The organism is Klebsiella sp. TF21-TM, from assembly GCF_019753495.1.
In the GTDB taxonomy this organism is placed as follows: domain Bacteria; phylum Pseudomonadota; class Gammaproteobacteria; order Enterobacterales; family Enterobacteriaceae; genus Klebsiella; species Klebsiella quasipneumoniae.
Genome location: NZ_JAIJYL010000030.1, coordinates 49,916 through 58,566 on the forward strand (window position 1 = coordinate 49,916; position 8,651 = coordinate 58,566).

Genomic DNA, 8,651 nt, shown 5'->3' on the forward strand with positions numbered 1-8,651 from the left:
TGATAAGTGCCAGGAAAGAAAGTGGAACATGGAAGGGCTTTCGCAGTGCACTGATTGCGTGTTGTTAGCCCTGTGGGCATAAGCGACTGACGCAACGAGATGTACATCGATAAATTTCTGACTGAATACGATGACTCGCTAACGGGTGAGTTGAATGTTGATCCGCTTGGGCAATTTGAATCGCCACGGGTTTAACAGACACCTCAGAGTCATTTATGATGACTTAAAGAGAGGTGCCCATGAGCGGTAAACGTTATCCCGAAGAGTTTAAAATTGAAGCAGTCAAACAGGTTATTGATCGCGGTCATTCTGTTTCCAGCGTTGCAACACGTCTCGATATCACCACCCACAGCCTTTACGCCTGGATAAAGAAGTACGGTCCGGACTCATCCACTAACAAAGAACAGTCAGATGCTCAGGCCGAGATCCGCCGACTCCAGAAGGAGTTGAAGCGGGTTACTGACGAACGGGACATATTAAAAAAAGCCGCGGCGTACTTCGCAAAGCTGTCCGACTGAGGTACGCCTTTATTCGTGACAACTCCCTTTGCTGGCCTGTTCGTCTGCTCTGCAGGGTGCTGGATGTTCATCCCAGTGGCTTTTACGCCTGGTTTAAGCAACCGTATTCTCAGCGCCACCAGGTAGATCTGAGACTGACGGGACAGATCAAACAGTTCTGGCTGGAGTCCGGTTGCGTTTATGGTTATCGCAAGAACCATCTGGACTTGCGGGATAGCGGGCAACAGTGCGGAGTGAACAGAGTCTGGCGACTGATGAATCGTGCCGGGATAAAGGCTCAGGTCGGGTACCGGAGCCCGCGGGCACACAAAGGCGAGATCAGTATCGTATCGCCCAACAGGCTCCAGCGACAATTCAATCCGGATGCTCCGGATGAGCGTTGGGTAACGGACATAACTTACATCAGGACCCACGAAGGCTGGCTGTATCTTGCCGTGGTTGTTGACCTGTTCTCACGCAAAATTATCGGCTGGTCAATGCAATCCCGGATGACAAAGGACATTGTCCTGAATGCGCTTCTGATGGCCATATGGCGACGTAATCCTCTAAAACAGGTGCTGGTTCATTCAGATCAGGGCAGTCAGTACACAAGCCATGAGTGGCAGTCATTCCTGAAATCACACGGCCTGGAGTGCAGCATGAGCCGTCGTGGTAACTGTCACGATAATGCGGTTGCAGAAAGCTTTTTCCAGTTGCTGAAACGCGAACGGATAAAGAAAAAGATCTACGGAACACGGGAAGAAGCCCGCAGCGATATTTTCGATTACATCGAAATGTTTTATAACAGTAAGCGTCGGCATGGTTCGAGCAATCAGATGTCACCGACAGAATACGAAAACCAGTATTATCAACGGCTCAGAAGTGTCTAGATTATCCGTGGCGATTCACCCTACGCTCAACATTAACCCCACACACCATCCCCCGTCACCCCCTGAACACCTCCCGCCGGTGCCACGCCACAAACCCCTCCTGGGGATAGCATTCTTTCCCCAGAGGCAAGGTAATCGGCTTACCATTAAAATCCCAGAACAGCCTGCCAACGATGCCCCCGCCGTTCACCGCCGGCGAAACCTGGATGCGCATATCCTCATCCAGACCAATGGATCCTTTATCAAAAGCCTTATGGTGAATCGCGCAGAGCGCCAGGCCGTTAGGGATTTCGCATGGGCCGCCGTGCTGCTTCCATTTGATATGGGCCGCTTCCAGGGCGATGGAGGTATTATCATGGCGCATATTGAAGCCGCAGATCGCGCACTCATAATTATAGGCGCGCAGCACCTGCTGGCGGAAATGCGGGTCGCGCTCTTTGCGGATCTGCTGTAGATCAAACCCCATCTCTTCAGCCAGCTCTTCCTGAATACTCTCCGGGAAATGCGCTTCGAGGATCTGATGGGCGAGGGTATTGATCAGCTTCTTATTTCTGTTGAGTAGCGCAAAATGCGGCTCATCGAAGCCGCCGGCGACGTGACAGAGCTCCAGCTCTTTGCCGGGCGGCTGTCGGCTGCCCTGGGTTGAGCACTGTTCGCTGTTGTGCAACTCCCAGAAGCCGTCGCCTTTCAGGCGCCAGAATGGCATGTCCGGCCGGTACTGGCGGCGCTGCGGGCCAAAGCGTTCCAGCAGGCTATGCAGCTCATCGCGTATCTCCGAGGCGTAATCGAACATCCGCGCATGGCCGCGCTGGTACTGTGAGAGGACGTACAGCAGCAATAGTGGCTTATGCGGCGCACGCTGTTCGCCTTTGCGCCAGATGGTGATGTTCTCGATCGCGTGTTGCAGGGTCGTGCTGGAGGGCATAGCGTTACATTGGCAGCTAAATAAATGCGATGATGCTCGCAAAATCCTTGCCGATCAACCTACCAGATGCGGCGATTCTACGTGGATCGCGATTTAATTATCACTGCCAGTTATTTGTTCGAAAAGCCCATAGCTTTCTATTTATACTCAAGCTTCGCGCCATCAGATAGCTATGTCTTATGAAAAAACTACCGGACCATTTATCCAGGGAATGCATCATCGCCGCTATTCGCGCTTACGATGCAGGCGTTGCGCATCAGTTTAAAAGCGCGCGTCTGTATGAGATCGAGTTTGAGGGGCGTCGGTATCCTTCAAAAGCCATCGTCGGGTTAGCGGCCACGCTTGCGACGGGGACGGAATTTACCCCGGCGGATTTCAGCGGAGGGATTAAATCCAAATGCGTGCGTCTGTTACTGGAGCAAGGATTTACGATCGCGTCGCAGGGCGCTGGCGATGACGAGGTTGCGCTTTTCCCCGATGAGGGGCAGACGACCATGGAGTACGTGGAAGGGGTGGCGATGCAGGTAGTGGTCAATCGCTATGAGCGCGACCGTCAGGCTCGTCAGGCGGCGCTTCGCCTGCATGGCTGCCAGTGTCAGGTATGCGGTCTGGATATGGCCAGCCGCTATGGCGATATCGGCCAGGGCTTTATCCATATCCACCATCTCATCCCGCTGGCCGGGATAAAGCAGGACTACCGCCTGAACCCTGAAACCGATCTGATCCCGGTATGTCCCAACTGCCATGCGATGCTGCACCGGCGAGATCCGCCGTTTACCCCCGAAGAGCTGAAGGCCCGGCTGCGCCCCACAGACTGAAATCCGACAGCGCTCGCTTTACGTTCATCAAACACACCACAAACCCCACGCTACCTTACCGGTAGCGTGGGCCCGCTCTCTTTTACTTATCCCGCGTCTCGCCAGCCTCCCAGCTGTAGCTGCCATCGGCCGCTAAGCTATCGCCCAGCTCCTGATACTCGAACTGATAAAACTCAGCCTGGGTACCGTACCCGGCGTAGTCTACCGCCGCCAGGCCGACGAACGCCCCGGTAAAGAACCCGCCGTAGCTCTGCAACACATAGTCATCGGACAGCACCGCGGCATCCAGCTGGACCGGGATCTCGGTGAACGTCACGCCATCGAAGCTGTATTCATAGCTGTAGGTCTGCTTGCGGACTTTGGTCCGGAACCAGACGTATTCCACGCCGTCCGGCACCTTGATGGCGTTATCTTTCAGGTACGACGTGTATTTCCCGCGGTTATTTTCGCCGACTTCGATGACCTTGCCGTTAATTTCATTCCAGGTAAGGAAGACGAAGCTCCAGTGGCGGTCGTTATAGTAATTCGTTAACCCGGCCATCTGCTGATAGCTGAAGGGCTCGAATTTCACCTTCACCGCGGCGTCAAAATAGAAGGCCTGCCAGCGGCGGGCAATCAGCGACAGGTCATGCGTATTGGCTAACGAACCCTGGCCGATTAAGGTTAATTTGCCGTTGCCGGTGGCGCCCATTTTGGCCGTAAACGGCACCCGCAGGGTATTCCAGTTCGGGTCGAGCGCTGGCGAGGTAAAGTCATCCTGCTGGCTATTATCGCTGGCGCTTTCGGTGAAGATGGCGTCTTTCGGCCCTTCGACGAAGGTTTTCCCGCCGTGACCGCCTTCAATACGCGGCCAGCCCTCGTCATCCCAGTACACTTTCTGGATCGCGGTTTCCCGGCCGAGGGTTGACCAGCCGCGCGGGTCGTAGATGGATTCCCCCGGGCGATTCCACGGCCGGGCGCAGAGCGAGGCGTAATACCATTCGCCTTCCGGGGTGGAGACCAGCGCGCCATGGCCCTGTTTCTGGATGTAGCTGTCCGGGGTGTCGACGTTGGTTAAGAACACGTCGCCCGGCTCGGTTTCGAAGCTGTCGGCCTCGAGGGTTGTCGACCGCGCCACCACCTCCTGGTGGGTAAATACGGTGCCGCCCTGGGCGGCAAACAGATAGTAATAACCGTTCAGTTTATAGAGGTGCGGCCCCTCGACCAGCGCCACGGCGGTGCCGCGGTAGATGGTGCGCGCGGTTTCCGGCATTAACTTCAGCGTGTTGGTATCCAGCTCCGTTAAGGTAATGCCATCGAAGGGGTGATGGTACTCCCGGTGATCCCAGGTTTGCTGGACGATATATTTCCGGCCATCGTCGTCATGGAACAGCGAGGCGTCAAACCCGACGCCGTTCAGCTTGATCGGGTCGCTCCACGGGCCCCGAATATCCTTCGCGGTGGTCAGGTAGTTGGTCATGTCTTTGAAGGCGCCTTCGGTGACCTTCACATCGGTATACACCAACCAGAATTGCCCATCGGCCCAGGAGAGCGCCGGCGCCCAAATGCCGCCGGAGGAGGGGTTGCCCTTCATGTCCAGCAGGGTGGTGGTGGAGAGCGGCGAAGGCAGCAGGTTCCAGTTTTTCAGGTCTTTGGACTCATGTAAACGCACGCCCGGGAACCACTCAAACGTCGAGTTGGCAATATAGTACGTATCCTCGACGCGAATAATACTGGGGTCGGCATTAAAGCCGCGTAATATCGGGTTTTGAATAAGTGACATTTCATTACACCTTTTAAAATGGAAAGTGACGAATCGGTCTGATTTATAATTTTTTTAACTACACGCGGATCTCATCCAGTTGACGGTTGATGTCGGTAACATGTTTATCGGAGATCGGATAAACTTGGATAATCACCATCGAAATAGCGGCCAGCGCGATCGGGATCCACACCGCGGTCATAATAATCCCGTCGATGGCGCTGGCGCTTTGCACGGCGCCGCTTTCATTAAAGCCATACACCGCCAGCAGCCACAGCGGGATCGCGCCGCCGATGGTGAAGCCGATCTTGAAGAAGAGTCCCATAATGGCATTGATAATGGCGGCATTGCGTTTGCCAGATTTTAATTCGCCGTACGCGATGACTTCCGGTACTAGCGCCCACATAAAGCCGGTGGCGGAGGTTAAGCCCCACTGTTTAATAAAGGTGGCGATGTAGGCCAGCCACAGCGCGTCGTGCATCCCTTCGCGGGACCAGACGTAGGTCAGCAGTTCGCCGACGATGAACATGGCGAGGAACAGATGGAAGAAGCCTTTTTTACCAAAGATTTTTTTCAGTTTCGGCCAGAAAATCGGGAAGGCGATGCCGGGAATAGACGCGACGAGACCCACCGCGCCCATCCATTCGGAGTGGCCGACGACGTACTGGTTGAAGAAGCCGTTAACAGTGTTCATGAAGAACATGAAGGTAAAGGCCAGCATAAAGAACATGCCCAGAATAACCAGCGGGCGGTTATGTCGGAGCTCGTGGAAAAGGTCGGTGGTTTTGACGTTGGCGGTCTGCTCGGCGGTCGCGACAACGCGTTCTTTGGTGAATTTATAACAGATAAACAGAGCCACCGCGCCGATGATCATATAGATGGCGTACACGCCAAACCAGGCGTAGTTTGCCGACGGATCGGCATAATTCCCCAGATTCAGCTCAAGGCCAAAAAAGCCGGTGTCTTTTAGGCTGCGATCTTTCGGCGCCGCCATCTGCACAAACATCGGGAACAGGGTATAGACCAGCAGGTTGGCGCTGTTGGCCAGCATCATGCGGGTACTGGTGAGCTTATCGATCGATTCCGGGTCGCGGGTCAGTGACGCATTCAGCGAGCCATAGGGAATATTGACTAAGGAATAAACCAGGTCCAGCGCCAGATAAATAATAAAGGCGAAAGCCACCGAACCTTTCACTCCGGGGATGGGCGCGAACAGTAATGCCGAGAGGATCACCAGCGGCACGCCGGCTCGTAACAGCCACGGACGATATTTCCCTGCTTTCGAGGTTCGTTTATCCACGTAGGTGCCGACCATCGGATCCCAAAACACGTTAATTATGCGGACAAAAAGAAAAATAAAGCCTGCCGTTGCCGTGCTGATGGTATTTACCGTCAGCATATGCAAAGCCAGAAAACCCCCAATTGTGCCGAAAACCAGGTTTTGCGCAAAGTCGCCCATGCCATAACCAATTCGTTCTCCGCGGGTTAATTTATGATATTCATCATGCCGACTGTGCATTATGTTTTTACTCATTCTAAGCAGACTCCGGTTTGTTTTGTGTAGGTGAAACACTTTCTGACACAGTTGACATGGAAGAATCTATTACGTTTTTAAATTACGTAATTATGTTTTTTTACTTCTGTGATCCTCGAAGCAAAGGCCTGTATCACCTGCGTTGAGCCGCCATCCGCCGCTAATTTTTTGGCAGACAGGCAATGTGACAAAACCGGCATTTTAATTCGCTATGTCCACCTGAATTCCCCAGGAAGTGTACTCTATACGCGCGCGAAGCGAGATATTTAAAATAGTTTTATTTGCGAGATGGCTCACATTTGAGCATTTTCTCAATCGCTGAGTGAAATAACGTAATTGAGCAACCGCCGATGAGAATACACGATGTGTCACAGTTGTTAATTTTCGGCTTCCTCAATTTCGGAGTTCATCATGCAAACTTATTTTGACCAGCTCGAACGCGTTCTTTTTGCCGGACCTAAAACCGATAATCCTCTGGCGTTTCGCCACTATAATCCGGATGAAATCGTGCTGGGAAAACGCATGGCAGATCATCTGCGCTTTGCCGCCTGTTATTGGCATAACTTCTGCTGGAATGGCGCGGATATGTTTGGCGCCGGCTCGTTTGAGCGTCCCTGGCAGGCCGCGGGCGATGCGCTGGAAATGGCCAAACGCAAAGCGGACGTGGCGTTTGAGTTTTTCTACAAGCTCAACGTGCCGTATTACTGCTTCCACGATGTCGACGTCTCGCCAGAAGGCGCGTCGCTGAAAGAATATTTGCATAATTTTGCCGTGATGACCGAGGTGCTGGCGGAGAAACAGCAGCAAACCGGCGTGAAACTGCTGTGGGGCACCGCCAACTGCTTTACCCACCCGCGCTACGGCGCCGGGGCGGCGACCAACCCCGATCCGGAGGTGTTTGCCTGGGCGGCCACGCAGGTGGTGACCGCCATGAACGCCACCCACCAGCTCGGCGGCGAAAACTATGTTCTGTGGGGCGGTCGCGAAGGTTACGAGTCCCTGCTGAATACCGACCTGCGTCAGGAGCGCGAGCAGATTGGCCGTTTCCTGCAGATGGTCGTGGAGCACAAGCATAAGATTGGCTTTGGCGGCACGCTGCTTATCGAGCCGAAACCGCAGGAGCCCACCAAGCATCAGTACGATTACGATGTCGCGACAGTGTATGGCTTCCTGAAGCAGTTTGGTCTGGAAAATGAGATCAAGGTGAACATTGAAGCCAACCACGCCACCCTGGCGGGGCACTCTTTCCACCATGAAATCGCCAGCGCCATCGCGTTGGGGATCTTCGGCTCCGTTGATGCCAACCGCGGCGATGCGCAGCTCGGCTGGGATACCGATCAGTTCCCGAACAGCGTGGAAGAAAATACCCTGGTGATGTACGAGATCCTCAAAGCCGGGGGATTCACCACCGGCGGCCTGAATTTTGACGCCAAAGTTCGCCGGCAGAGCACCGACAAATACGACATGTTCTATGGCCATATTGGCGCCATGGACGTGATGGCGCTGTCTCTCAAGCTGGCTGCGCGGATGATTGAGGATGGCAAGCTCGATCGGGCTCTGGCAAAACGCTATGCCGGCTGGCAGGGCGAACTGGGGCAGCAAATTATGGCCGGCCGCATGTCGCTGGATAATATTGCCCGGTACGCTGAGCAGCATAATCTGAATCCGCAGCATCAGAGCGGGCGTCAGGAATTACTCGAAAATCTCGTCAATACCTATATCTTTGGTTAAATTAGGCTGACATGCCCCTGCGGGGGCATGTATTCCGCCGTCTGCCCGCTGCCGGGAAATAGCGTTTATTTGTTCGTGTTGTATTTATGCTGTCTGTGCCGAAAGGCTATCTGTTTGACTGTCTATAGAGGAACAATCCGCCGCGCGGATGGTTCTGCCATTGTGCCACCTTTTTAATATCAGTGAGGGAGGGCGAGTAGCGATAATTGTGTAATGCCTCTGTGACCGTACAAAATAAAAAATAACTTGTTCTGATGATAGCGACATATTCTGTCAGCTCAGAATAGGCTGGTTATTGTCTGAATAAAATTAACCTATATTGAGAAACTCATGACAATGATAAAAAAACTTCCATTAACCATGGCGGTTATCGCCGCGTTTTTTCCGCTTACCTCTGTAATGGCGCAAGAATTTACTCAGGAACAGATCGACGCCATCGTCGCCAAAGCCGTTGATAAAGCGCTGGCCGACCGCCAGGCGAAAATTGACGCCGCGGCCGACAAAAAGGTCGACGT

Annotated in this window: 6 protein-coding genes and 1 pseudogene; 4 read left to right on the plus strand and 3 right to left on the minus strand. The window is 53.7% G+C overall.

Features of this window, described 5'->3' with window-relative positions; translation table 11 throughout:
- Positions 1 to 239: 239 nt before the first annotated feature.
- A protein-coding gene (locus K5R89_RS22465; RefSeq protein WP_087827329.1) for an IS3 family transposase occupies positions 240 to 1,387 on the plus strand; the annotation gives its coding sequence in 2 pieces (ribosomal slippage) (positions 240 to 477 and positions 477 to 1,387; 1,149 coding nt in all).
- Positions 1,388 to 1,442: 55 nt separating this feature from the next.
- Here the strand turns inward: K5R89_RS22465 and K5R89_RS22470 are convergent.
- Positions 1,443 to 2,312 (minus strand): phosphorothioated DNA-binding restriction endonuclease, encoded by an 870-nt coding sequence (locus K5R89_RS22470; protein WP_087827330.1) that lies wholly within the window; start codon positions 2,310 to 2,312, stop codon positions 1,443 to 1,445.
- Between the two features lie 179 nt (positions 2,313 to 2,491).
- Here K5R89_RS22470 and K5R89_RS22475 point away from each other — a divergent pair, with 179 nt between their 5' ends.
- On the plus strand, positions 2,492 to 3,130 hold the full coding sequence (locus K5R89_RS22475; protein ID WP_087827331.1) for an HNH endonuclease: 639 nt from the start codon (positions 2,492 to 2,494) through the stop codon (positions 3,128 to 3,130).
- A gap of 82 nt (positions 3,131 to 3,212) precedes the next feature.
- Here the strand turns inward: K5R89_RS22475 and K5R89_RS22480 are convergent, their stop codons facing one another.
- A complete protein-coding gene (locus K5R89_RS22480; protein ID WP_087824611.1) occupies positions 3,213 to 4,892 on the minus strand; it encodes a glycoside hydrolase family 43 protein in 1,680 nt (559 codons plus the stop codon).
- Between the two features lie 58 nt (positions 4,893 to 4,950).
- Positions 4,951 to 6,390 carry an MFS transporter gene (locus tag K5R89_RS22485; RefSeq protein WP_072199169.1) on the minus strand — a complete coding sequence of 480 codons (1,440 nt, stop codon included), beginning with the start codon at positions 6,388 to 6,390 and terminating at the stop codon, positions 4,951 to 4,953.
- 426 nt (positions 6,391 to 6,816) lie between these two features.
- On the opposite strand from K5R89_RS22485, the gene xylA reads away from it, so the two are divergent.
- Entirely contained in the window at positions 6,817 to 8,136 is a 1,320-nt protein-coding gene (gene xylA / locus K5R89_RS22490; RefSeq protein WP_023291802.1) for a xylose isomerase, read from the plus strand.
- 330 nt (positions 8,137 to 8,466) lie between these two features.
- Positions 8,467 to 8,651, plus strand: a pseudogene (locus tag K5R89_RS22495) (carbohydrate porin); the annotation flags it as partial.